This is a genomic window from Streptomyces sp. 35G-GA-8, from assembly GCF_023534745.1.
GTDB lineage: Bacteria > Actinomycetota > Actinomycetes > Streptomycetales > Streptomycetaceae > Streptomyces.
Genome location: NZ_JAMHJQ010000011.1, coordinates 47,660 through 72,194, shown reverse-complemented (window position 1 = coordinate 72,194; position 24,535 = coordinate 47,660). Strand labels below are relative to the sequence as shown.

General features: G+C 70.4%; 15 protein-coding genes and 1 pseudogene. 6 read left to right on the top strand and 10 right to left on the bottom strand.

Features of this window, described 5'->3' with window-relative positions:
• Positions 1-61: 61 nt before the first annotated feature.
• The 3 genes from M1203_RS25115 (at position 62) to M1203_RS25105 (ending at position 6,122) form a co-directional block, all read left to right on the top strand.
• Entirely contained in the window at positions 62-3,418 is a 3,357-nt protein-coding gene (locus M1203_RS25115) for a tetratricopeptide repeat protein (RefSeq protein WP_249952065.1), read from the top strand.
• A 97-nt stretch (positions 3,419-3,515) separates the two neighbouring features.
• Positions 3,516-4,760, top strand: a complete 1,245-nt coding sequence (locus M1203_RS25110) for a DUF418 domain-containing protein (protein ID WP_249952064.1) — start codon at positions 3,516-3,518, stop codon at positions 4,758-4,760.
• 246 nt (positions 4,761-5,006) lie between these two features.
• Entirely contained in the window at positions 5,007-6,122 is a 1,116-nt protein-coding gene (locus M1203_RS25105) for an ADP-ribosylglycohydrolase family protein (protein WP_249952063.1), read from the top strand.
• Between the two features lie 109 nt (positions 6,123-6,231).
• Here the strand turns inward: M1203_RS25105 and M1203_RS25100 are convergent, their stop codons facing one another.
• The 4 genes from M1203_RS25100 to M1203_RS25085 all read right to left on the bottom strand — a co-directional run bounded on the left by M1203_RS25100 (position 6,232) and on the right by M1203_RS25085 (position 10,855).
• A complete protein-coding gene (locus M1203_RS25100) occupies positions 6,232-7,824 on the bottom strand; it encodes a sodium:solute symporter family protein (RefSeq protein WP_249952062.1) in 1,593 nt (530 codons plus the stop codon).
• Positions 7,825-8,266: 442 nt separating this feature from the next.
• On the bottom strand, positions 8,267-8,476 hold the full coding sequence (locus M1203_RS25095; protein ID WP_249952061.1) for a DUF397 domain-containing protein: 210 nt from the start codon (positions 8,474-8,476) through the stop codon (positions 8,267-8,269).
• Between the two features lie 345 nt (positions 8,477-8,821).
• Positions 8,822-9,679, bottom strand: coding sequence for a helix-turn-helix transcriptional regulator (locus tag M1203_RS25090; protein ID WP_249952060.1), 858 nt, complete (start codon positions 9,677-9,679; stop codon positions 8,822-8,824).
• Positions 9,680-10,111: 432 nt separating this feature from the next.
• Positions 10,112-10,855, bottom strand: coding sequence for a GPP34 family phosphoprotein (locus tag M1203_RS25085; protein WP_249952059.1), 744 nt, complete (start codon positions 10,853-10,855; stop codon positions 10,112-10,114).
• Between the two features lie 171 nt (positions 10,856-11,026).
• Between M1203_RS25085 and M1203_RS25080 the strand changes: the two genes are divergently transcribed.
• On the top strand, positions 11,027-13,231 hold the full coding sequence (locus tag M1203_RS25080) for a serine hydrolase (protein WP_249952058.1): 2,205 nt from the start codon (positions 11,027-11,029) through the stop codon (positions 13,229-13,231).
• A 238-nt stretch (positions 13,232-13,469) separates the two neighbouring features.
• On the top strand, positions 13,470-15,347 hold the full coding sequence (locus tag M1203_RS25075; RefSeq protein WP_374403925.1) for an MFS transporter: 1,878 nt from the start codon (positions 13,470-13,472) through the stop codon (positions 15,345-15,347).
• A gap of 68 nt (positions 15,348-15,415) precedes the next feature.
• Here the strand turns inward: M1203_RS25075 and M1203_RS25070 are convergent, their stop codons facing one another.
• The 5 genes from M1203_RS25070 to M1203_RS25050 form a co-directional block, all read right to left on the bottom strand.
• Positions 15,416-16,489 carry a C40 family peptidase gene (locus M1203_RS25070; protein WP_249952057.1) on the bottom strand — a complete coding sequence of 358 codons (1,074 nt, stop codon included), beginning with the start codon at positions 16,487-16,489 and terminating at the stop codon, positions 15,416-15,418.
• A gap of 28 nt (positions 16,490-16,517) precedes the next feature.
• The gene (locus tag M1203_RS25065; protein WP_249952056.1) at positions 16,518-17,000 is read right to left on the bottom strand and encodes a poly-gamma-glutamate biosynthesis protein PgsC/CapC; all 483 of its coding nucleotides are present in this window, start codon (positions 16,998-17,000) and stop codon (positions 16,518-16,520) included.
• Positions 16,997-18,748: a poly-gamma-glutamate synthase PgsB gene (gene pgsB, locus M1203_RS25060; RefSeq protein ID WP_249952055.1), complete on the bottom strand. Its 1,752-nt coding sequence runs from the start codon at positions 18,746-18,748 to the stop codon at positions 16,997-16,999. Before pgsB ends, M1203_RS25065 begins: the two co-directional genes overlap by 4 nt.
• A gap of 6 nt (positions 18,749-18,754) precedes the next feature.
• Complete coding sequence (locus M1203_RS25055) at positions 18,755-21,064, bottom strand: HAMP domain-containing protein (RefSeq protein WP_249952054.1); 2,310 nt, start codon at positions 21,062-21,064, stop codon at positions 18,755-18,757.
• A gap of 235 nt (positions 21,065-21,299) precedes the next feature.
• A complete protein-coding gene (locus M1203_RS25050; protein WP_249952258.1) occupies positions 21,300-22,472 on the bottom strand; it encodes a CapA family protein in 1,173 nt (390 codons plus the stop codon).
• Positions 22,473-22,621: 149 nt separating this feature from the next.
• On the opposite strand from M1203_RS25050, the gene M1203_RS25045 reads away from it, so the two are divergent.
• Positions 22,622-23,572: a hypothetical protein gene (locus M1203_RS25045; RefSeq protein ID WP_249952053.1), complete on the top strand. Its 951-nt coding sequence runs from the start codon at positions 22,622-22,624 to the stop codon at positions 23,570-23,572.
• 71 nt (positions 23,573-23,643) lie between these two features.
• Here M1203_RS25045 and M1203_RS25040 read toward each other — a convergent pair.
• Positions 23,644-24,504: pseudogene (locus M1203_RS25040) on the bottom strand (MerR family transcriptional regulator).
• Between the last annotated feature and the right edge of the window lie 31 nt (positions 24,505-24,535).

Sequence of the window (24,535 nt, the reverse complement as noted above, 5' to 3'; positions counted from 1 at the left end):
CTCCTGCCAGACTGGGGGCCGGGGCGTACGGGGCCCTTCGTCGGGGGACGTGGAGGGGCGCGTGGCGCGAGCACAGATGTCGATGGCCGAGCTGATCAGGCGGCGTCGGAGGGCGCGTTTCATCGGGCGCCGTGACGAGCTGGGCGCTTTCCGCGCCAACTTCGACGTCCCGCCCGACGACGACCGGCATCGCTTCCTCTTCCACATCCACGGCAACGCGGGGGTGGGAAAGACGTTCCTGGTACGGGAGTTGGAGCAGACCGCACGCGAACGCGGGGCTTTGACCTGCTATATCGACGAGTCCGTGAGCAGTGTCCCCGAGGCGATGGCCGTGCTCGGCGAACAGCTCGCGGAGCAAGGGCATCCACTGAAGCAACTGGACCGGCTGCTCGCCACCTACCGGCAGCGGCGGCACGAGGCGGAGTCCTCGTCGGCCGCGCTCGTCGATCAGCCGGAGCAGCGGTCGCCGCAGTTCCCGCAGTCCGTGGAACCGCGGCGGCAGCCACCGCAGCAGCAGCCGCCGCCCGTGCCGTCGGCCGCGAGCACGGCCGCGGTGACGGCGGGCGTCATCGGGCTCGGCATGGTGCCGGTCGTCGGGGCCTTCGCCGGAGCGCTCGACACCGTACAACTCGCGGCGGGAGCCGACCGGTTGCGGGCCACGCTGAGCGCGCGCTTCCGCGACCAGGAGGACGTACAGCTCGTGCTGGCGCCGGACCGGGTGCTCACCCCCGTACTCGTCACCGAGCTGGCCGAGGTCGCCCGCCGCGTCCCCTGGATCGCGCTCTTCTTCGACACGTACGAACGCACCGCACCCTTCCTGGACGCGTGGCTGCGCGACCTGATGACGACGGAACGGTACGGCGCGCTGCCCGCCCAGGTCATCGTCACCCTCGCGGGACAGCGCCCGTTCGACGCCGCGCGCTGGGGCGGCTTCGCGGACTTCATGACCGACCAGCGGCTCGAACCCTTCACGGAGCACGAGGCACGCCAGCTGCTCACGGCCAAGGACGTCACCGACGAAACCGTGGTCGAGGAGGTGCTGCGGCTCTCCGGCGGTCTGCCCGTCCTGGTCTCCACCCTCGCCGAGAACCAGCCGGCCGACCGCGCCGACGTCGGCGACCCCAGCGCCACCGCCGTCGAACGCTTCCTCAAATGGGAGCAGGACCCGGTACGGAGAGCCGCGGCCCTCGCCTGCGCCCTGCCCCGCCGGCTGGACGAGGACGTCTTCCGGGCGGCGGCGCCGCAGGACGCGGCGGGGCTCTACGACTGGCTGCGCGCCCTGCCCTTCGTTACCCGCAAGGACACGGGCGTCTCGTACCACGGGGTGGTCCGCGCCCCCATGCTGCGCTTGCAGCGCACCCGTTCGCCGCGCGGCTGGAGCGAGCGGCACGCGGCGCTCGCCGGATGTTTCGCCCGCTGGCGCGAGGAGACGGAAGCGGGCCTGCGGGCCGACGAGGTGTGGGAGAGCGCGGAGTGGCGCGCGCAGCGCTTCGAGGAGACCTACCACGCGCTGTGCGCCGGTCCGCGCGCCGCGCTCGCCGAGGCGCTGCGGGACGTGGTCGAGGGATGCCGCGAAAGCCAGGCGGCGGCCCGCCGCGCCGCGCAGGTCCTGGCCGAGGCCGGTGAGGACACCGACGACGCCGTGGCCCGTGACTGGGGGCGGCGGCTGACGGCCGCGCTCGACGACGAGGAAGTGGGGATACGGACGGCCCTCGGGTTGCTGCTCGACGGGAGCGGTCTGGACACCCGGGGCCGCGCGGCGGCGCACACCGTACGGGGGCGGGAACTGCGGGGCGCGGGCGAGTACGCACAGGCACTGGCCGAGTACGACCGGTCGCTCGCGTTCGATCCCGACGAGCCCACGACGCACTACGGCCGGGGTCTCGCCCACCAGTTGAACGGCGATCTGGCGAGGGCTCTGGCCGATCTGCGCCGGGCCGACGAACTGTCCCCGGACACCCCGTGGATCCTCGACGAGTACGGGGAGACGCTACGGCTCGCCGGCCGACGCGAAGAAGCCGTCGGACTGCTGGACCGCGCCCTGGCGCTCGACCCGACCAACGCCTACGCCCTGGCCTGCCGGGGCGTCGCCCAGCACGGACTGGGGCGGCACTCCGCCGCCCTGGCCGATCTCGGCCGCGCCCTGGAGCTGGACGTCGAGTATCTGTGGGCGCTGGCCCGCCGATCCCGCGTGCTGCGCGACATGGGGGAGTCCGACCGGTCCTTCGCGGATCTCGACCGAGCGGTCGAACTGGCGCCGGACAGCGCCTGGATCGCCTCCGAGCGCGGCGAGGCGTACCGGCTCACCGACCGGAACGAGGAGGCGGAGCAGGAGCTGACCAGGGCCCTGGCGATCGACGCCGGTCATACCTCGGCCCGCGCGGGCCGAGGGGCCGTCCGCCATCTGCTGGGCAAGCACGCGGAGGCGCGCGCCGATCTGGACCGCGCGATCGCCTCGGACCCCGCCTATGCCTGGGCGTTGGTCCATCGCGCCCGGCTGCGCCAGGAACTGGACGACACCGCGGGCGGGTTGGCCGACCTGGACCGCGCCGTCGAGGCCGAGGGGCGCCTGCGGTGGATCCGGCTGGAGCGGGGAGAGGCGAGGCGGCGTGCCGGACTGCACGAGGAGGCCGTAGCCGATCTCACCGTGGTGCTGGCCGAAGTGCCCGACGACACCTGGGCGCTCGCGCTGCGCGGCAGGTCCCACCACGCCTGCCGCCGCTACGGGCACGCCCTCGCGGATCTGGACCGGGCCCTGGAGATCGATCCGGACGACGCGTGGGCGTACTACTGGCGAGCCGGTACGAAGGTGGCCATGGGCCGTCCCGAGCGGGCGCTCGCCGATCTGGGGAGGTGCGTCGCCCTGGACGTCACCGCGGACCACGCCAGGCGCAGGGCGGCGAGCGCGAGCCTGAACCTCGGCAGACCCGAGGAGGCCCTTCGTCTGTTGGACGAGCTGACCGGCGCAGGCGTCCAGGACCTGGCCGATCGCTGCGAGGCGCTGCGCAGGACCGGCCAGTGGCCCGCGGCACGTGCGGCGGCCGACCGGTACAGCGTCGACGAGCCGCTGTACGGCGCGTTTGAGCGAGCAATGACGGTGACCGGGAGCGAGGGCGCGACCGTCGGGGTCCCGGCCTGGCGGGAGCTGGCGCGACGGCTGGCGGAGACCGCGGACCCCTCGCCCGAGATGCCCGCCTATGTGGCCATGCTGAGCGGGGCCGTGCGCGGGGACTGGGAGGCGCTGGACGCCTCGCTCGCCACGCTGCTCGCCATGGACGCCGAATGGGACGACCTCGCGAACGTGGTCGGCCACCTCGAAGAACTGCTCCACGCCCCCGGTGTCGACACCGCCCGCCTCCGCCCCCGTATCGCCCGAGTCGTCGCCGCGCGCGACGAGTTCGCCGCCCGCTGGGCGTGAGCCGGAGCGGAGCACTCCCCAGGAGAGACAGAAGGATCCCGGGGACCTACTTTGGTCGGATGCGGCGCCCCGGCGGCCGACCGTAGCGTCGTACGGTATGACACCACCGTCCCAGACCGGCCCGGCCGACGCGGGTGCGCCCGCGACCGCGCGGCTCGCGGATGTCGACGCGCTGCGCGGCTTCGCGCTCTTCGGCATCCTGATGGTCAACATCCCGTTCTTCGCCAGCGGTTACACCCTGCTGGACGTGCCCGATCCGGCCCGGCTCGCCTGGCACGACGATGTCGCGGAGAACGTCGTCCGGTTCGTCTTCGAGTCGAAGTTCTATCTCCTCTTCGCCTTCCTCTTCGGCTACAGCTTCACCCTCCAGCTCAACTCCGCCGCCGCGCGCGGGCTCACCTTCCGGCCCCGCTTTCTGCGCCGGCTCGGCGGGCTGTTCCTGATAGGTGTCGCCAACGCGGTCCTGCTGTTCTACGGCGACATCCTCGTCACCTACGCCGTGCTCGGTCTGCTGCTCTTCCTGGTGCGCGGCATCTCGCCCCGCCGCGCGCTGTGGGTGGCCGGGATCATCACCGGCACGATCGCGCTGCTGTTCCTGACCGTGGCCGTCCTCGTGATGCTCATCGACGGTGCCTCCGCGACCCCCACCGCCGCCGAGCAGGCCAGGATGCTCGCCGACGGCAGGGCGGGCACCGAGGCGATGCGCGGCGGCTTCGGGTCGGTCATCGGCGAGCGGATCTCCTCGCTGGGGACCTCGTTCCCGCTGATCCTGTTCTTCCAGGGGCCGCTGGCGTTCTCCGCCTTCCTGGTGGGGCTGGCCGCCGGCAAGCGGCGCGTGCTGGCCGACCCCGCCGCCCAGGAGGGGAAGCTGAGGCTCATCCAGCTCATCGGCTTCCCCGTCGGGCTGGCGGGCTCGGTTTTCTACACCTTCGGCGGGCACGACAACCTCTTCGCCAACGCCGCGCATCTCGTGAGCGCGCCGTTCCTCACCGCCGCGTATGTCGCCACGCTCCTGCGCGTGTTCAGGACCGCGCGCGGCGCGCGGCTGGCCGAGGTGCTCGCCCGGCCGGGGCGGATGGCGCTGACCAACTATCTGAGCCAGTCGCTGCTGTGCGTACTGATCTTCACGGGGATCGGCCTCGGGCTCATCGGCCGTGTGCCGTACGCGGCGGTTCTCGGCATCGCGGTGGCCATCTACTCCGTACAAGTGGTGTGGAGCGCCTGGTGGATGCGGCGGTTCCGGATGGGCCCGGTCGAATGGCTGCTGCGCGCCGCCACCCATCTGGAGCGGCCCGCCATGCGGCAGCGCGAGCGTCCGGGCCGTAGCCCGGCGTCCGTATGACCCCGGCCTCATGACCCCGGCCTCCGGACAGCACCGCGCTAAGGGCCCCGAGGGCCCCGCGTAACCGTCACGAAACCTTCGCACCCGGCCCGGCCGCCCAAAACCGACCTGCCGGGCGTCCGCCGCCCATACCGCCCCACCCCGCACCAGCGAGCGCGAAGCGCGCCCTCAACCCGCTGTTCCCGGTCGATTACAGTGCTGCGCAGTTTGTGCGGTCGCTCGGAGGCACAGGGGAGGGAGTGGCGCGTGAGCACACCGTCCGGAGCCATCTGGGGCCGTGCGGAACAGCAGGATTTCCGCAGCCGGGTGCGGGGCTGTCTGCTCGGCGGCGCCATCGGGGACGCGCTCGGCACCGGAGTCTCCGCGCTCACGCTCGACGAGATCAGGGCCGCCCACGGAGAGGGCGCCGTGAACGACTTCGTGCCCGCCTTCGGCCGCCGCGGCGCGGTCGGCTCGGCGACTCAGCTGACCCTGTTCACCGTCGACGGGCTGATCCGCGCCCAGGTCCGCAGGGACACCGGCGCCTGGCATCCGCCGACCGATGTGCACCGCGCGCATCTGCGCTGGGCGGCGACCCAGCGGGACTGGGGGCCGGATCTGCGCCGCAAGGACGGCGGCTGGCTCGCCCAGGAGGAGTGGCTGTACGCGCGCCGCGACCCGACCATCTCCTGTCTCACCGGGCTCGGCGACACCATCATGGGCACACTCGACAAGCCCAAGAACACCATCGCGCGCGACTCGGGCGCCCTCGTACGGTCCGCGCCGTTCGGGCTGCTCGTGGGCTGGGAGCCGCAGTTGGTGTGCCAGCTCGCCGTGGAGTGCGCCGTGCAGACGCACGGCTCCCCGGGGGCGTATCTGTCGGCGGGCGCCTTCGCGGTGATCGTGCACGCCCTGGCACGCGGCGAGACGCTGGACGCGGGCGTGCAGCGCGCTCTCGCCCAGCTCACCCCGCGCCCGGGGCACCAGCCGGTCTCGGACGCCCTTCAGCAGGCGCTCGGCGCCGTACGGCAGGGGATCCCGGGCCCGGAACGGATCGCCTCGCTCGGCGAGGGACGTACCGCGGAGTCGGCGCTCGCCGTCGCCGTCTACTGCGCCCTGGTGGCCGAGGACATCCGCCAGGGGCTGCGCCTTGCCGTCAACCACGACGGCCCGTCGGCGGCGACCGGCACGCTCTGCGGCGCGCTGCTCGGGGCGCTGCACGGCGAGACGGCGCTGCCGCCCGCGTGGCTGGCGGAGCTGGAGGGCCGGCCCACCCTGCTGGAGATCGCCGACGACTTCGCGATGGAGATGACCCAGGGCCCGGCGCTGCACAGCCCGGGCAGCGCGGCCTCGGGCTGGCTCATCCGCTATCCGCGCGGCTGACGCGGGGTCCTGACGCGAGGTCCTGACGCGAGGGTGCGGCGGGTACGGGCGTGACGTACGCCCGTACCCGCCGCACGGCGGTCCCGGAGAGGTACCCGTGACCTCGGCCTCAGCCGTCCGAGCCCTTCCTGTCCGTCGTCCTCGCGTCACCCGGCTCGGTGGGCGCCGGCACCCGCAGCGAGGCCGCGGTCAGCTCGGAACCGTCGCCGTCGCCCTCCCCGTTGATCCGGGCCAGCAGCACCTCGCGCTCGTCGGACTCCTCCGGCTTCAGGAAACCGATCACGATGTAGAGCACCAGCGAGACCGCGAGCGGGACCGATACCTGGTACTGGAGGGGCACACCGCCGTCGACGCTCCAGTTGATGGGGTAGTTGACCAGCCAGAAGGCCAGCAGCCCCAGCGCCCAGCTGGTCAGCGCCGCGGTCGGTCCCGACCTGCGGAACGGCTTGAGCAGACCGAGCATGAACGGGATCGCGATCGGGCCCATCAGCCCGGCCACCCACTTGATCACGACGGTGATGATGTCCTTGAACGTCGGCGAGTTGACCTGTGTGGCGATCGCCATCGACAGCGCCAGGAACGCGATCGTCGACAGCCGCGCCGCCATCAGCCCCGCCCTCTCCGACCAGCCGCGTGCCGCCTTCGAGACGACGGGCGCGATGTCCCGGGTGAAGACCGCCGCGATGGCGTTGGCGTCGGAGGAGCACATGGCCATGGTGTGCGAGAAGAAGCCGACGATGACCAGGCCCAGCAGACCGTGCGGCAGCAGCTGTTCGGTCATCAGGGCGTACGAGTCGGACGCGTCCGGCTTCTGCGCCTCCACCAGCAGCGGCGCGCACCACATCGGGAAGAAGAGGACCAGCGGCCAGACGAGCCAGAGGACGGCGGAGAGCCGGGCCGAGCGGGTCGCCTCACGGGCGTTGGCCGTCGCCATGTAGCGCTGGGCCTGGTTCCACATGCCGCCGTTGTACTCGAATGTCTTGATGAAGAGGAAGGCCAGCAGGAACGTCACGGTGTACGGCCCGGCCGTCGGTTCCGCGTGCCCCTCGGGGAGCTTGTCCCAGACCGTCCACAGGGCGCTGAAGCCGCCCAGCTTGCTCATGACGGCGACGAGCATCGCGATACCGGCGAAGAGCTGGATGATGAACTGCCCCAGCTCCGTGAGGGCGTCGGCCCAGAGCCCGCCGACGGTGCAGTAAATACCGGTGATGACACCGGTGATGAGGATGCCCTGGTTGAGGGAGATCCCGGTGAAGACGGAGAGCAGGGTGGCGATGGCCGCCCACTTGGCGCCCACGTCCACGATCTTCAGCAGCAGCCCCGACCAGGCGAGCGCCTGCTGTGTCTTCAGGTCGTAGCGGTTCTTGAGGTATTCGAGCGGCGACGCGACATGGAGCCGCGAGCGCAGCCGGTTGAGCCGGGGCGCGAAGAGCTTGGCGCCGATCCCGATGCCGATGGCGATCGGGAGTGACCAGGTCACGAATGAGGTGACACCGTAGATATAGGCGATGCCCGCGTATCCCGTGAACATCACCGCGCTGTAACCGGACATGTGGTGCGAGATACCGGAAAGCCACCAGGGCATCTTGCCGCCCGCGGTGAAGAAGTCGCTGACGTTGTCCACGCGCTTGTGCGACCAGAGGCCGATCGCGACCATCACACCGAAGTATGCGATGAGCACGATCCAGTCGAGGCTGTTCATGTGCCCCCTCCAGGGGTCCGCCTTATGAACGTCGAGTGCTCTTCGTCAGTTCGTCCGGTCGCCGGTTCCCCGTGCGGGAGCGGGGACTTCGGGGATTGAACCGCCTGGCGCGGCGGCTGGTCAAGGGTCCCGCCGGTCATAAATGTGAACTCAGGTCAGAACGCAGAACGATTTTACTTGTTCTTGACCTGTTGGGGCGTTGTCGTGAACGTGACGGCGCCCACACGATGAGCGAGCACTTCGTCAGGCTTCGGCCACAACGAAAATGACCGCAGGGGATGCGGGTCCCATGCGGCCGGGAATGCGAGGACGTGACAGAGCGGAAGATGAGGCGGAGAGGGCGGGGAGGCCGGCGCCGGGCATGGCCGAGCCCCCTCGGCCAGGACGGCGGACCGGTCGAGAGGGCTCTTTCCGTGGTGCGGGTGCAGGGCGCCGAATGACCTCAGCCGAGGTCGAAGGCGCCCTTGTTCATTTCCTGCACAAAGGCATTCCATGAGGTGGGGACAAAGGAGATCGAGGGACCTTCGGGGTCCTTCGAATCCCGGACGGCAATGGCCTGGACGACGGGGGACTTGACCTCTACGCACGCGCCGTTTCCGCCGGAGTACGAGGACTTGATCCACGTGTCCGTAGCGCCCTGAAGAATTGCCATGTTCGCTCCGGTTCAGCAATGGGGGTGAAATAGCGCCAACTTCCTGCTGGCATGATCGACGCTACTAGCCCCACTCCATGGGCGGGACGGGCGTTCACTCGTCCTGATGGCTTATCCCCTGGGGGTCTTCCGCATTCAGGTAGCGGAGGTGTACCTTCCCCTCGCTCGGCGCGGGGAAGTGGGCGTATTCGACATTTCACGCAAATGACATGGTGGCGGGCTCCGTTGAAACCGCTGATCGGCCACCGGTCAATCACCGACCGGCCGCCGGCCGGCTCCTCTGGATCCGGCAGCCGGTATACGGCTCGAAAGCCCGCTCGGAAGCCCGCTCGGACTCAGGGTCCGCTAGCGGGCATATTCCTTGGCGATATCCGCGATGAACTGCCGGGTCTGATCGGCGTTCAGGGCCTGTGCGCGCAGGTGCTCGTACATCACGCTGTAGCGCTGCACATCATTCGCCTTCTCCAGATAAAGGTCGCTCGTCACGCCCTCGATGTAGACCACGCTGGAGTCCGAGGCGTCCGGGAATTCAAGAATCGCGTAATGTCCGGTGATTCCGGGATGCGCCCCCATGTCGAAGGGCAGCACCTGCACCGTCACATGCGGGAGCTGTGACTGCTCGACGAGGTGTTCCAACTGCTCACGCATCAGCTGCCGGTCGCCGACCCGGCGGCGCAGCGCCGCCTCGTCCACCACCGCCCACAGCCGCAGCGGGTCCTCGGGCGTGCTGATGCGGTCCTGCCGTCGCAGTCGGACCCCGACGCGCTTCTCGACGTCGAGCACCGGGGATTCGGGCAGCGCGCCGTTGATGAGCGCCTCCGCGTACGGCCGGGTCTGGAGCAGCCCGGGGACGACCTGGGGTTCGTACACCCGCAGGGACGCCGCGTCCGTCTCCAGACCGATGTACACGCTGTACGGGATGTCGCCGAAGGCGTGCCACCAGCCCTGCTGACGGGAGTCCTTGGCCATTTGCATCAGCGAGTCCACGATGCGCTGGTCCTCGACCTCGTACACTCCGCACAGGTCACGGACATCGCGCTGGCTGATGGAACGGCGGCCGTTCTCCAGGCGGCTGATCTTCGACTGGGAGACCAGCAGGCGCTCCGCCACCTCCTCGGCCGTCATGCCCTTCAGCTCGCGGAGCCGGCGCAACTCCTGGCCCAATCGGCGTCGCCTGACGGTGGGATTGACGTTGGACGCCACGGAAACTGCACCTCCGGCTGCGTAGCTGTACGTATCTACTGCTCAGCAGACTGCCACCAAATGCCGTGACTGCGCTGGAAAATGGCCACAGAGACGAATGGACCGGTCTGCGCGGTTCCTCGCGCGCCGGTGCGAGCGCCCCCGCGCCGGAACGGGCTCCGACCCACCCCCGGGCCCCGGCTGATCGCCCACAGGCCGTCAGGGGCCCCTCAGGGCCCGTCAGAGGGCCGTCAGGGAGTCGTCAGAAGGCCATCAGGGGGCCGGTACGCGACGCGCGGGGCAGTCAGACTGGTGTCGTCTGACTGCCCCGCGCGTTTTGTGCGGCTCCCGGACCGGCTCTGGGGACGTCGGTGCGGCGGACTGCGGTGTTGGCGGTTCCTGCGGTTCCTGCGGGTGTTGAGAGTGTTGAGGTGCTGCGGATGTGCGGGTCGTTCAGTGCGCCGGAACGCGGGCCATGCCGCCGTGATGCGGTTGCATCGGCACGGCTCCCGGGGTCCGTCCGCCACCCGGGGCGCTGGGGGCGCCCTGGGCGGGATTACGGCGTGGCTGTGCGCCCACACCGTTCTGGACGTCCATCACGGCGTGTGCCACGAGACCGCCCATCGGGTCATGTCTGATCAGGTCCCGGAGGCGGGAGCGCGACGAGCGCCCCTCGTTACCGGGGTAGAGGTGCTTGCCGAGTCCGACCGCGTGGGCCAGCGCGGCGAGCGCCGCGGTCCGCGGGTCCGGCGGTACGCCGGTGCGGATCGCACTGTCCAGCCGGGACCTGATCTCCCGGCTGATCGCCGTCTCCGTCGCCTGGTAGCGAGTCGTCGGCAGCACTCCGCACATCTGGCCCTCGACGGCATGCACCATGCCGCACCGTTCCAGATGCGAGAGATACGTCTGGCGCAGCCCCAGGCGGGGCCCGCCGATCCAGTGGACGGCCCGGACCGGGCTGCCGCGTCTGCGCAGCAGCTCCAGTGCGGAGTCCAGAGTCGGATCTCCGGTCGGCCGTGGCATCACCACGGCGATACGATCCCCGTCAGGGGCTATCCGTCCTGCCAGAGCCAGCTCTACTAGCTGTGCTCCGGCCAGGCCGAGGTCGAGCGACTGCGGCTGCGCTGTGGTACCCGTGGCCGGGTCCAGAGCGAGCAGCAGAAGCTCCTCCGGAATTGTTCTGCGGCTCCTGCCCATCCATGCCTCCCCGCGTGGATGAATGACAGGGTGACCCCTCTCACATTGGTCTGTCGAGGGTGCCTGGGTGCTTTGTGCGGGAACCGTTATGTATGTCGTTCTCGTCTAGCACGTTGGCCGAGGTCTCAGAGCAGGACACTGACAGATGCTTCGGACAGTTCGGTACGTCGGATGAGACATGAAGGAGACACGGTGGCGGGCGAGTCCCCCGGCAAGTCGGATCAGCGGAAGTCATCGGGGGAGACGGTCACGGGAGAGCGGGACCCGCGGCTCGCGGTCTTCCGAGAACCGGCGACAGCGGCGGCCGATGGGGCGGGGCGGGCGGAGCGGGACTCCGGCTCGGCGGTGTCGACGAAGGTTGCGATCGCGAATCGTACGGAGGAGTCCGGGGAGGCCGAGAGCGCGCACGTGTCGGACGGTGTGCGCATAACTCCGGCCCCCGAGCCGCCGAAGGCCGGGCCCGCGAAGGCGGAGGATCCGGAGAAGGCGGAGGGCGCCGAGGAGTCCGTGTCCGCCGACACGGACACCGACGTCGATGCGGCGAAGGCCGACAAGGGCGACAAGGCCGACGAGGTGGAGGAGCCCGACGAGGGCGACGCGTCCGGCAAGCAGGACACCAAGAAGACGCCCGAGCCGGACTCCAAGGACGACACCCCGGAGGGCGACGCTTCCAAGAACGACGTCTCCAAGGACGCCACCGCCGCCGACGACGCCGGCCCGGCCGAGACCGACGCCCCCGCCGCGGACTCCACGCCCGTCGACCGGCCCACCGCCGTCTTCAAGACGCTTCCGCGGCCCGCCGTCGATCAGGTCACCACCACGCTCACGGTGCGGGAGAAGGCCGGGGAGAAGGCCGGAGAAAAAGCCGGGGAGAAGGCCGAGCCGACCGAGAAGCCCGAGGAACGGGCCGGTGAGCAGCCCGAGTCGGCGGCCGAGCGGACCAGTACGTTCGTACCGCTGCGCCGGGACGACCTGCCGCCCGCTCCCGTGTCTCCGTCCCGGTCTGCGTACCCGTCGCCGTCGCCGCCCCCGTCCGCGCCCACCCCGCTCCCCGAGGCGGCCGAGCGGACCCGGCAGCAGCCGATGCCGCCCATGCCGCCGCTCGATCTGCTGGCCGAGCTGACCAACAAGCCCGCCCCGCCCGAGACTCCGGTCCGTACGGCCGTCCGGCGGGTCAAGATCTACACGCCGCTGGTCGTGCTCGCCCTGATCGTCTTCGCGGTCGTACAGGCCGTACGGCCGCTCCCGGCGCCCACGCTCGCGCTCTCCGCGGACCCCACGTTCACCTTCGAGGGCGGCGAGCTCGACATGCCGTGGCCCGCCGAGGGCCAGGGCGCCGTCGAGGTCGAGGGCGTCGGCACGATCGGCACGTACGGGCAGCAGAAGCCCGCGCCGATCGCGAGTGTCGCGAAGGTGATGACCGCGTACGTGATCCTCAAGGACCACCCGATCACGGGCGAGCAGGTGGGCCCGAAGATCGAGGTCGACAAGAAGGCGGGCGAAGAGGCCAACCGTCCCGACGAGTCGACCGCGCCGATAAGGGAAGGCCAGGAGTTCACCCAGAAGCAGATGCTCCAGCTGCTGATGATCCCCTCGGGGAACAACGCGGCCCGGCTGCTGGCCCGTTGGGACGCGAAGTCGGAGTCGGCGTTCGTCGAGAAGATGAACGCCGCCGCCAAGGACCTGGGCATGACGAACACGACGTACACGGACCCGAGCGGTCTGGAGTCCTCCACCGTGTCCACCGCCACCGACCAGTTGAAGCTGGGCAAGGCGGTCATGCAGAACGATGTCTTCCGCGAGATCGTGAATCTGCCCCAGGTCGAGATCCCGGGCATCGACAACCTGATAATCAATAACAACTCGATCCTGCTGGAGCCCGGCGTGAGCGGGATCAAGACCGGCTCGTCGACCCCGGCCGGCGGCAATCTGCTGTGGTCCGCCAACACGATCATCGACGGTCAGAACCGTCGGATCATCGGCATGGTGATGGGTGCCCAGGACGCCGTGAAGCTCTGGGACAAACTGGAGCTGGCGATCCAGAACAGCCTCAAGCTGATCAAGAGCGCCCAGGACGGCGTCACCTCCGCCACGGTGGTCAAGAAGGGCGACTTCGTCGGGTACGTGGACGACGGCCTCGGCGGCCGGACCCCGGTGGTCTCCACCAAGGACCTGAAGGCGGTCGGCTGGGGCGGCCTTCAGGTGAAGCTCGATCTCACCGAGGGCAAGGAGCCGGTGCCGCACACCGCCGCCTCCGGCACGGTCGTCGGAGAGGTCACCGTCGGCACCGGTGCGGGCAGGGTCTCCGCGCCGGTCGCGCTCCAGGAGGAGCTGCTGGAACCGGGCTTCGGCGCGAAGCTCACCCGGGTCGGCTGACCCGCCCCACCGCGCGTCCGACGGCCCCCGCGGGGCCCGGCGGCCGGGGAAGGCGCCGGAAATGGCGTCCTCCCCGGCCGCCGCCACGTGTTAGCGTCCCGAAACGGACATCTGCATGAGGCACCTGCTCGGCCGGCCGCCCGGGCAACCGCCGGACGCGGGGACGGCGTCTTGCCGGATGTCGGGGGTGGCACACCGGGTGGGACAACGGTGAGACGGAAAGACGTGGAGAGCCGCAGTGACCACCACTGAGCCGACGCACGCCGACGGCGTCACCCCGCCCGACGGTGTCACCTCACCCGCGCGGGACACCGCCCGGCCCGCCCGGCCCGCCCGGCCACGAATACGACTGCCCGCGCCGCGCGGCGACGCGCCGCCAGAGGAGCCCCAGGAGCCCCAGGGGTCCTGGGGGCGCCTGCGGGGGCGGGTGGCCCGTCATCCCGTCCTCTTCACCGCCGCCGTCGCCGCCGTCGTGCATGTGGTGTGGTTCCTCTTCTTCGCGAACAGCGGCGGCGACATCGCCGCGCAGGACGCCTGGGCCGAGTTCGTCGGTCAGCACCCGGACTCCGCGTACAACCTCGCCTGGTACGGCGGGATGCACCCGGTCTCGTACAGCGTGGTCTCGCCGTATCTGATGTCCGTTCTCGGAGTCCGTACGACGATGATGATCGTCGGGACCCTCTCCGCGGCCCTCACCTCACTGATCCTGGTCCGGGTACCGGCCGTCCGTAACCCCGTGGCGTGCTCGATGGCCGGGGTCTTCGCGTTCCTGTGCAACGCGCTGTCGGGGCGGGTGACCTTCGGCCTCGGCATGATGTTCGCGCTCGGCGCCGTCGCGGCGGTGTTCTGCTGGCCGTACCGCTGGCGGACGAAGCGCTGGGCCAAGGCGGTCGCCGCCGCCCCGCTCGCCGGTCTCGCGACCGCGGCGAGCCCGGTGGCCGGGCTGTTCCTCGGGGTCGTCGCGGCGGCGCTGTTCCTCAACAAGCGGCGCCCCGGCGCGTACGCGCTCGGTCTCGCGCCGGCCGCCGTGGTGGCGCTCTCCTCCTGGCTGTTCCCGTTCTCCGGGACGCAGCCGATGTCGGTGGGGACGGCCTCGCTGCCCTTCCTCTTCGCGGTGCTCGTGTTCGTGCTCGTCCCCGGTCAGTGGCGTACGGTCCGGGTCGCGGCGGCGGTCTACGGCGTCGGGGTGCTGGGGACCTATGTGATCGATTCGCAGATCGGGTCCAATGTGTCCCGCTTCGCGATGGTCATAGCGGGTGTGGTGCTGCTCGCCGCGCTGCCGTACGCGGCACCGCGCTCCCGCCGCTGGTACGCGCTGGTCATCGCCTTCGCCGGGCTCAACTTCTGGATAGGGTTCAAGGGCGTCGACGACATGGTGCGTACGGCGCCCACCGCGTCCTGGACACGCGCGCTGGCGCCGCTGGTCAACCAGTTGCAGCGGACAGGCGCGGAGAAGGGCCGGGTCGAGGTGGTACCGGCCAGCAGCCACCGCGAGGCCTCCGCGCTCGCTCCGTACGTCAATCTCGCCCGCGGCTGGAACCGCCAGGCGGACATGGAGCGCAACCCGCTCTTCTACGACGACACGCTGACCGCGGAGAGCTACCGCGGCTGGCTGGACCGCTGGGCCGTGCACTATGTGGTGCTGCCCAAGGGCAAGCCCGACTCCGGCGCGGGCCTGGAGGCGGAGCTCGTGCGGAAGGGGCTGCCCTATCTGGAGCACGTCTGGGGCGACTCCAACTGGCAGCTCTTCGCCGTCAAGGACCCGATGCCGCTGGCCGATCCGCCCGCGACGGTGGACCGGGCGGGCGCGGGCGAGCTGACGATCCATGTGAAGTCGGCCGGGCGGGTGCTGATCCGGATCCCGTACTCCCCGTGGCTCGGACTCGTCGACGAGGAGGGCAAGAGCGTGCTGCCCCCGCAGGAGACGCCGGCGTCCAAGGCGGACAAGGACGGGCCCAACGTCTACACGAACCCCAACGGCTGTCTGCTGAAGGCCGAGACGAACGTGGAGGGCGACGAGTGGACGGAGCTGCTGGCGCCGCGCCCCGGCGTCTACCGGCTGGCCGCGCCGTACCAGCTGCCGCGCGGGACCGGCTGCCCGGAGGAACTGCGCTGAGACGACCGCGGGGGGCGTCACCGTATGTACGGTGACGCCCCCCGCCCTATGTCAGAGGCGCTTGGCCGTCAGAGGCGCTTCGCCGCCCGCAGCAGCCCCGCGTAGAAGCCGTTCCCGTCCAGGCGCGAGGTGCCGCCCTGGTCGCCGATCGTCGGGCCGTTGACCTCTTTGCGGCTGGAGACGAAGATCTGGTGGCCGTCGGTGTCGTTGCCCATGTACAGGCCGACATGGTCCATCCGGTTCCCGGTCCGCTTGTCCATCTTGAAGAACACCAGGTCGCCCGGCTGGAGCTTGCTGGTGGACTCCGGCCGCGTGTACCAGGGGGCGGGGCCCTGGAGCTTGTAGATGTCCACGCCGACGTCCGAGCGCGTCATGCCGTTGGCGGTGCGCGGCAGACCGTCGCCCGCCTTGTCGGTCGCCATCAGCGGGTAGCGGGCGCGATAGCCGAACACCGTCCTGATGAAGCCAGAGCAGTCCAGCGCGCGGTACTTCGGCTGCTCCGGCTGCATGGTGGTGCCGTCCCGGAAGGTGTACGGGATGCCGAGGTAGTCGTAGAAGTCGGACTGCTCCAGCCGGTTCGTGGGATTCGACTCGTCGATCGGCCCGAAGAACGCGTCGCCCGAGTACGGAACGCCCTCGTCGTCCTTCTTGATGGGCGCGCCCTCGACGTACTGGAAGGCGAACGCGAAGATGTCGTCCTCCTCGCTGCCGAAGTACTCCTTGAACCAGTCCTTGAACCACTTCTCCTTCTCGGCGCCCTTCTTCCACGCCTCCGGCATCAGCCGCACCCAGTTCTCGGTGACCACCCGGGACTTGGTGTTCGTGGGCTCGTCGAAGGTGCGGCTGGGGCCGGTCAGGGTCGCCGTGCGCGCGTCGTCGGTGAAGGTGGCGAGGATCTCGCCGTCCCCGCCGCGCAGCACCGAGCGCGCCGGGTTCTGGAGCCGCTCCCAGGTCTGCTCGCCTGCCGTGCTCCCGTTGCCCGACGTCAGCGCGGGGATGTCGGTGATGGCCTGGACGGCGGGCGCCTTCGCCTGCTCGTCCTTGCGGAGTTCGACGGTGAGATAGGCGCTGCCGGCCAGCAGCGCGAGGACCGTCGCGGCGTGCAGGACCGGGCGGCCCCGCTTCTTGGACTTGGCACTCATGACGAATCGGCTCCCGTGGATGGGCGGGTCAGGCTGACGGCAGGGCGCCGAGCAGGATGCCGGCGGTGAGGACTACATAGGCCGTGAGCGTGACCGTGCCGGTGGCGAGGATGGTCGCGCCCTTGGGCTGGCGTACGAGCTGGTAGGCGATCAGACCCGGGACGATGAAGCCGAGCGTCTGGTTCGCGTACATCAGCGGGAATTCGAGCGAGAGCACGATCATCACGGTGCCCTGGAGGAGCACACCGATCATGACGACCGCGGAGAACAGGCGCTTTCCGTAGAGGATCACGAAGCGCTGCACGACCAGCGTGGCCACATACGTCAGTACGGTCACGCCGACGACCATGGCGGCGCGCTGGAGGTCCTCGACGAGGGTCAGCGCCAGCCAGCCCGGCGTGATCATGCCGCCGGGGGAGAGGTTGGTCGTGAGATAGCAGATCAGGGAGAACATCAGGCCCAGACCGATGCCGATCGCGGCGATCTCGGGGGTGAGGACTGCGGGGATCAACGGGGTTCTCCTGGGTTCTGCGGCGCCACGGAGTGCGAGGGGTCCGGGGAGTGCGGGAGCTGTGGGTACTCGGGCTGGTGCGGCTGCTGGCGGGGCGAGGAGTGGTGCTGCGCGGCGTCGCCGGAGTCGTACGGGTCCGGCTGCCGCTGGTCCCGGGTCCCCTCCGGCGCCTGCTCCGGCGTCTGCTCGGGGGTCTGGACCGGCATCTGGACCGGTTCGAACAGGCCGCGCTCACGCGGCGGTCCGGCGGCGGGACGCTGCTGGTAGCGCTGCTCGTACGCCTCCGGGTAGGGCTGGAACGGGTCGAGGCGCGGCGCGTAACGGGCCAGTGCCATCGTCTCTTCGTGACGCGGGTGCTGTTGCTGCTGTTGCTGGTTCTGCTGCGGGGCGGTCCCGGGGCCGGCGTCGGCGGAGACGACCGGGATGGCGACGGTGTCCGACACCTGGTCCTGTGCCTGCGCCTGGACCTGCGCCGGAATGTGCGGTTCCGCTGCCTGTCCCGGAGCGGAACGGCGGGCGGGCGGTCCGGCGGGCGGATCGGCGGGCCCGTCCTCCGGGTCCGGCGTCTCGTCCGGCGGCAGCTCCGCCAGGTGTTCGAGCAGCAGCTCACCCTGGCCGTGGATATTGCCGATCGCGACCAGTGAGGAGTCGGGTCCGAGCATGCCGAGCAGCTCGCGCATGAACTCCTCGGGATCGCGCTTGTCGCCGCCGAGGTCGACCGCGCGCGAGCGCCAGTCGGCCGGGATCGCGTCGATGGCGCTCTTCGCCGGATGGCCGATGACGAAGACCTTCTCCGGCTGGAGCTCGGGGATGATCTCGCCCATCTGGCCATTGCGCTCGACCCGGTCGGGACGGCAGTTGATGACCACATGGAGCGGACGGTTGATCGCGCCCAGATCGAGCAGCTGGTTGATGTTCATCAGCGTCGACTCGGGGTCGTTGGCCGCGAAGACGTTCGCGAACCGCAGCCGCTTGGCGTCCGGCGTGAGGTAGCGCTCCACGGAGAGGACACCCGGGTCCGGCGGCGCGTCGTACATCCCCTGGAGCGCGGTCTCGCGCTCCACACCCAGCAGTTCGGCGACCTTCAGCGCGATGGCCACGTTCTCCTTGAACGTGAACCAGCTGAAGCCGCGCAGCTCCTCGTCGGAGACCGTCTCCGGATCCGCGTAGATCAGCTGGCAGTTCCGGGCGTCGGCCTCTTCCTGGAGGATCGCGAACCGGTCCTTCTCCGCGGTGACACAGATGCCGTCCTCCGGCATCGAGCGGGAGAGCGAGCGGGCCACGTCGTCGAGGGTCGGGCCCATCTCGGCGAGATGGTCCTCACGTACGTTGCACAGCACGCCGATCGTGGACCGGATCAGCTTGGACTGGTTGATCTCCTGGAGCGCCGGCATGACGGCCATGCACTCGATCACCAGCGCGTCGGGGTTGTACGCGGCGGCCCGGCGCACGATGCCTATCTGCTCCACCACGTTGGCGATGCCGAACTTGCGGTAGACGGGCTCCTCGGTCGCGTCCGGGTGGATGAACCGGGCCGCCGTACCGGTGGTCTTGGCGACCGTGACCAGCTCGCCGCCGCGCAGCGCGCCCGCGCACAGCCGGGTGATGGACGACTTGCCGCGGATGCCGTTGACCAGTACCCGGGTGGGGATGCGGTTCAGGTTGGTGAAGTGCCGTCGCTGTTCGACGAGTCCGGCGACCAACAGGATCATGCTGCAGACGAGCAGCACGAAATAGAGGAAGAGCACGGTCGGTCAGATCCTTTCGGCGAGGGCCGGCGGCGCGCCTTCGCGCCTGCGCTGCTCCTGGAGCTGCTGGCGCAGCAGTTCCAGGGAGCGTGCGATGGCCCCGACCTCGTCGTGGTGGCGCGGGTAGAGGACGGTGCGGCGGTCGCCGTCGGCCAGTGTCTCGGCCTGTCCGGCCAGCTCGCGCAGCGGACGTACGACGACGATGTGCAGCCAGCCCAGGCAGGCGGCGGCTGCCGTGACCCCGAGCAGTCCGGCGAGCACTGTGCGGTTCTGCGCGCTGTACTCGGGGATGGCGAGGGCGGAGGCGGGCTGCCAGCTGACGACGGTCCAGCCGAGCGATTTCGCGGCGCCGCCGCCGACGAAGGGGGCGGCCGCGGCGATCTGGATGCCGTCGTCGTCGCGGAAGAGGACTCCGCTGGGGCGTGGGCTGAGGCCGACCTTCTGGCCGGTGGCCTCGACGAGGGAGTCGAGTCTGCTGGAGGGCAGTTTCTGGAACGCGCGGTAGCCGTTGTTCGAGCCCAGGGTGCGGGCCTGGGCGTCGACGATGCGTACCTGGCCGAGGCCGGGGCGCTTGAGGAGTGAGTTGAGGAAGTCGACGCGGAACTCGCCGACGACGAGGGCGCCGTCGCGGCCGGGCAGTTCGGCGTATCCGGCGATGTGGGGTTCCTTGGTGTCGGTGGTGAGGACGGCGAGGGGGGCGTTGCCCTCGCGCTTGCCGCTGGGGTGCTGCGGGTCCTCGCCCGCCTTGGCGAGGACGGTGCCGTCGGGGGAGAGCACGTAGAGGGAGCGGTAGCGCGGGTGCTCGGTCATGGTGCGTTCGAGGACCGTGGCCATGTCGGTGGGGGAGGTCTGGTCGCCGATGAGGGTGGCGACGGACAGCAGGTCGGCGTGGCCCTCGTTGAGGGCGCGGCGTACGCGGTCGGCGAGGGTGTCGCTGCGGTCGCGCTGGTCGTTGACGAGCTGCTGCGGTACGACGATGGTGTCGCCGGCGCGGTTGAGGAGCAGCATCATCGGCGCGGACCAGATGAGCAGGAGGATGCCGCAGCCGGCGAGCAGCGCGCGGGTGCCCACGCGCCGTCCGCGCCGGCGCTTGGTGCCGTCGGGGCCGGTGGCGTCGTCGCCCGTCTCGGCGGGGGCGGCGCCGAGCAGTTGCAGCCGCAGCCGCTCCAGCGCGTCCCCGATCCGGCGTGTCTCGCCGAACCGGGGCACGGTCACGGGCCGGGTGAGATCCCCGCGGGTGAGGCGGCGGCTCTCCAGGAAGAGCCGGATCAGCGGACGCTGGACCGTACCGAGCAGCATGGCCACGGCCAGTGCCCCGATGACGATCAGCGCGGCGGCGGACAACAGGCTGAACAGCGGGTCGGTCACCCGGCTGGTGTTCTCGGGGACGGTCACCAGGGTGACCACGGACAGTCCGAGGCCGGTCGCGTCGGTGGACTCGCCGGCCTCGGGCGCGGCGAGCGTGGCGTAACCGACGACCGGACGTTCCTGGCTGATACGGGAGCCGGTCATGGTGCCGCTGACGCCGAAGAACCCGCCGGAGCCGGGCTCCTTGGTGGTGACGGGGTTCGCGGCGGACTTCTCGGCGGCGAGCTTCGCGAAGGACGCGAGCTGCTTCTTGGTCTCCTTGACCTCGTCCTCGACGGTCTTCGAGGGGATGTCCTCGGGGCCCCGGAGTCCGTCGCTGCTGAGGATCGTGCCGCCGGAGTCGACCACGGCGATCGCCCGGAACTTGCCGAGGCTGATGCCGGGGACCTTCAGGCTGTTGGAGGTGACCAGCAGCTGCTGCGGCCGGCCCTCCCACGACAGCAGGGCGAAGGTGAGCAGCCGGGTCTCGCCGTTCTTCAGCCGCACCATCCGGGGGGCGAGCCCGTCCTCGTCGGACAGCTTCTCCCGGTCGACCGCCAGGAGCGGCACGTTCTCACCGCGCGCGGCGAGCAGCTTGCCGGACTTGATCTCGACGATGGCCGAGCCGCGCCACTTCTGGTAGACGCTGCCCAGCTTGTCGAGGACCGTGTCGGCGGAGACCGGGTCGCCCGCGTTGAAGAGCGACGCGGTCCGGTTCAGGTCGGTGATGGACTCGTCGAGCGACGCCCGCAACGCGATGGCGCCGTCCTCGGCGAAGTGCTGCTGCGAGGTGCGTACGGCCGTGGGCAGGGGCTCGTAGGCCGGCTTGCCGAACCCGAGCGCCGTGAGCCCGGCCAGTGCGAGCAGGAGGGCCGAGAGGACCGCGATCGGCGGGCGTATGCCGCCCAGGAGCGACATGTCGGCCCGCCTGCGGACCTTGTGCCGCCGTTTCGCCGACGAAACGGCCATGGGGTGGTACCTCTCTCAAGATGATTGCGGGCAGCCGGAGCTGCGGTGCCCGCGCGCACGCGACGTGTGGGGTGGGGTGAGAGGTCCGGACGGGACCGATTCACCGCGAAAAGAGGACTGGTCGCAGGGTCGAATGGTTGTCCAAAACCGGCCTGACGTGCCTGTGATTTGAATTACAGGCGTAACACGCCGGATACGTGGAACCTCCGCCCGGATCTTCGCCTCGTACCCCGCCCTACTCCGGCAGCTCGTGGAGGGGCGTCAGCCCGTCCTTGATCGCGCCTCGGTTCAGCATCGTGCCCTGGGTACGTTCGAATGCCAGCCGGTACCGGGCGAGCTGCTCGTCGCTGTACTTCGTACCGTCCGGCGAGGCGCCCTCCTTCACCGCCACCGCGGGGTCCAGCAGCCGGTAGTCCCTGACCGCGCCCGCCGGGAGCTTGTCGGGCTGCTCCGGGTCCTCCGGCTCCGGCGGCACATCGACGAACGTCGGCAGGTACTGCGCCTTCACGTCCCACTCGCCGCCGCGCTTGGTGAAGGTGAACCAGCCGATGGCCCCCTCCTCGGACTGGCCGTTCGGCACCTCGTGCCGGGCCATCTGGTTGCCGAGGCCGAAGGCGATCCAGGTGTTGCCGATCTTCTCCATCGGCTGCACGACATGGGCGTGGTGCCCGATCACCAGATTGATGCCGGTGTCCTTCGCGATACGGCGCGCCAGCTCCAGCTGGGAGGTGCTCGGCGCCGACTGGTACTCGCGTCCCCAGTGGATGCTGAGGATGACCACGTCCGCGCCCGCCTTGCGGGCCCGCTGCTCGGCTTCCTTGATCGCCTTGAAGGACGTCTTGTTGGCCAACCAGGGCTTGTCCGCGGGCACTTCGTTACGGACGAAGCCGAACGCGAAGGAGATCTGCGCCACCTTCACGCCCTTCACGTCCATGATGAGCGGTTTTTCCCACTCCGCCTGGCTTCTGGCCGAGCCCGTGTGCTTGAGTCCGGCCGCGTCGAGCGCGTCCAGGGTGCGGCGCACCCCGGCCTCGCCGTGGTCGATCGAGTGGTTCGACGCCGTCGAGCAGGTGTCGTAGCCGAGGTCCTTGAGCGTGGTGGTGATCTCCGGCGGGACCTGGAAGTTCGGGAACCCCTCGTAGGGCCCGCCCTTCTTGGCGACCACCGGCTCCATGTGGCAGATCGCCAGATCCGCCTTGCTGATCACCGGCTTCACCCCGGCCATCAGCGGCCCGAAGTCCAGGCTGCCGGCCTTGCCCCCCTTGGCCTTCGAGTCCTTGGCCGCCTGCTCCGTCAGCGGCGGATGGATCAGTACGTCACCGGCGGCGGCGACCGTGAACGAGGGGCCGCCCCCCTTCGCGTCCCCCCCGTCGTCGGAGCCGAGTACGGAACACCCCGCGGCGGCCATGACGAGACAGGTGGCGAGAGAGGCTGTCGCGGCGGCGCGAAGGGCCGTACGGGTGGCGGCGCGTCGTCCGCGGGGCAGAGGGGTGGGTTGCTTCACATAGGTATTTTGAACGTCATATGACACGATCTCCGACCGTGAAGATAACAATCATGGCAAGCCTGCTGGTCGGGGTCTTGATCGCGGCAGCTGTGGTGATCGTCACCCCGGTCCTGGACCGGCGCTCCGACGAACCCTCCGCGCCCGCCACCGGCAATGACCTCGATCTGGAACACCGGATCTCGGGATTCGCCGCGGACACCGTGGCCGACGCCGGTTTCCTGCCGCCCGGCCGCGTCGAGCGCGAGACCGTGGCCGCCGGGGTCGGACTCTATCTCGACGGCAAACGCGCCGAGGCCGAACGCAAGCTCGCCGAGGTCGACTTCGGCGTGCGCATACTCCGGGACACCGCCAAGGGCACGACCGAGGGCCGGCGGTACGCGGAGATCGCCGACCGGGCCCGCGAGGACGTGCGCGGCTGGGGGCGGGTGTACATCGACCTCGACGCGCCGGTCCGCTTCTCGGTGCAGGTGCCGCACCCCATCGCCGACTCGTACAGCGAATCCCTCGGCGCCGGGGTGCTGCGGGGCGCCCCCGGCGGGGTGCTGGTCGTGGCCGGTGCCCACCGCGCGGCGGGCAAGGGGAACGCCGCGGATGTCGCCCACCGTACCGACACGATCTTCCACGCGGTCTGCGCGGAACTCGTCGCCCGCGGGCTCCCCGGCATCCAGGTGCACGGCTTCGCGGACTCGACGTCGCCGCCGCACGACGCGGTGGTGTCCACGGGCGCGGGCGACGACGGCCGCGCCCAGGCCGTCACTCTGGCGCGGGCGCTGGCGGACGACGGCTTCCGGGTGTGCCGCGCGTGGTCGTCCAAGTGCCCGCTGGCGGGACGTACGAACAAGCAGGGCAAGCTCGCCGCGGACGACGGAGTCCCGTTCATCCATGTGGAGTTCAACCGCACGATCCGGGAGAACGAGGGGCGCAGCCGTCGAGTGGTGGAGGCGATGACGACGACGGTGGCGGAGTGGAAGGCACCGGCGGAGGCGAAGACGGGGACGTGAGGGCGGCCCGGGACCGGCCTGGCCCGGGGCTTGGGCCTCGGGACCGACCGGCCCGGGACCGCCTTCCGGGGTCAGCCCGCCGTATCCGCCTCACCCACCGGGAAGGCGATGTCACAGACCTCGTCCGAGGCCGACGCGGCGTCCCAGTCCGCGAAGTAGATCTCACGGCAGGGCCCGCTGACCGTCAGCCCCTGGGCCGTGATCCACTCCTCGACCGCCTCGAACGCGGAGAGGATCTGCGGGTGCGCCACCTGGGCCTTGGTGATGCGCACGTACGCCAGGCGCTGCGCCGGTTCGATGCGGAGTGTGGTCGTACGGCCGGTCCGTGTATGGCCGCCGGCCGCCGCGTATGCCTCCGCCGCCGCGATGTCCGCGACCGGAACGCATGCCTCCGCGGGCCCGTCACTGTCCGGGCTCACCGCCGCGTAGTACGCCACGAACGGGATGCCGGCGATGCCCCCGCACTCCCCGGCGGCCTTCCCCAGCCGGTCGAGGGCGGCCGGGATCCAGCGCGGCAGTTCGTCGGAGAGCACGTGCTTGCGCTCGGTGAGGACGGCCTGCTCCGGGGTGTCGATGGTCTTGACCTCGTACATGTGGGTTCTCCTGCCCGACAGTCGGTCACGGATATGGTCGGCGACCTCGCGCCGTACGGCATGGCGCTCCTCGACCTCGGTCCAGTAGTCCGCAACCTCGTCGGCCGCCCGCTCACCCGACAGCGCCACCACGTCGGCGATCCTGGCCAGCGGCATGTCGAGCTGCCGCAGCAGGGCGACCAGCCTGGCGCGCTCCACCTGGTCCCGGCGTTACCAGCGATAGCCGGTGACCGCGTCGACCCGCGCGGGTGTGAGCAGTCCGAGCCGGTCGTACAGCCGCAGCGCCTTGGGCGAGAGCCGCGACCGCGCCGCGAACTCGCCGATCGTGAGCAGTTCCACGAGGTCCCATCCTCCGTCACCGGACCGCTTT

Coding starts and splice junctions, on each gene's coding strand:
- M1203_RS25085 (WP_249952059.1), bottom strand. CDS start 10,855: ATGGGCAGGAGCCGCAGAACAATTCCGGAGGAGCTTCTGCTGCTCGCT.
- M1203_RS25070 (WP_249952057.1), bottom strand. CDS start 16,489: ATGAGTGCCAAGTCCAAGAAGCGGGGCCGCCCGGTCCTGCACGCCGCG.
- M1203_RS25110 (WP_249952064.1), top strand. CDS start 3,516: ATGACACCACCGTCCCAGACCGGCCCGGCCGACGCGGGTGCGCCCGCG.
- M1203_RS25080 (WP_249952058.1), top strand. CDS start 11,027: ATGAGACATGAAGGAGACACGGTGGCGGGCGAGTCCCCCGGCAAGTCG.
- M1203_RS25095 (WP_249952061.1), bottom strand. CDS start 8,476: ATGGCAATTCTTCAGGGCGCTACGGACACGTGGATCAAGTCCTCGTAC.
- M1203_RS25055 (WP_249952054.1), bottom strand. CDS start 21,064: ATGGCCGTTTCGTCGGCGAAACGGCGGCACAAGGTCCGCAGGCGGGCC.
- M1203_RS25100 (WP_249952062.1), bottom strand. CDS start 7,824: ATGAACAGCCTCGACTGGATCGTGCTCATCGCATACTTCGGTGTGATG.
- M1203_RS25045 (WP_249952053.1), top strand. CDS start 22,622: ATGGCAAGCCTGCTGGTCGGGGTCTTGATCGCGGCAGCTGTGGTGATC.
- M1203_RS25050 (WP_249952258.1), bottom strand. CDS start 22,472: ATGGCCGCCGCGGGGTGTTCCGTACTCGGCTCCGACGACGGGGGGGAC.